The organism is Pantoea sp. QMID4 (assembly GCF_030270445.1).
GTDB lineage: Bacteria > Pseudomonadota > Gammaproteobacteria > Enterobacterales > Enterobacteriaceae > Pantoea > Pantoea vagans.
The window spans coordinates 1-255 of the sequence record NZ_BSXL01000049.1; the positions used below are offsets into that span (position 1 = coordinate 1).

General features: G+C 56.9%; 1 rRNA gene. It reads left to right on the plus strand.

The features are described 5' to 3' along the window. Positions 1 to 255, plus strand: a 16S ribosomal RNA gene (locus QSK07_RS22780); the annotation flags it as partial.

Consider the following 255-nt stretch of genomic DNA (forward strand, 5'->3'; position numbering starts at 1 on the left):
CGGTCCAGACTCCTACGGGAGGCAGCAGTGGGGAATATTGCACAATGGGCGCAAGCCTGATGCAGCCATGCCGCGTGTATGAAGAAGGCCTTCGGGTTGTAAAGTACTTTCAGCGGGGAGGAAGGCGATGCGGTTAATAACCGCATCGATTGACGTTACCCGCAGAAGAAGCACCGGCTAACTCCGTGCCAGCAGCCGCGGTAATACGGAGGGTGCAAGCGTTAATCGGAATTACTGGGCGTAAAGCGCACGCAG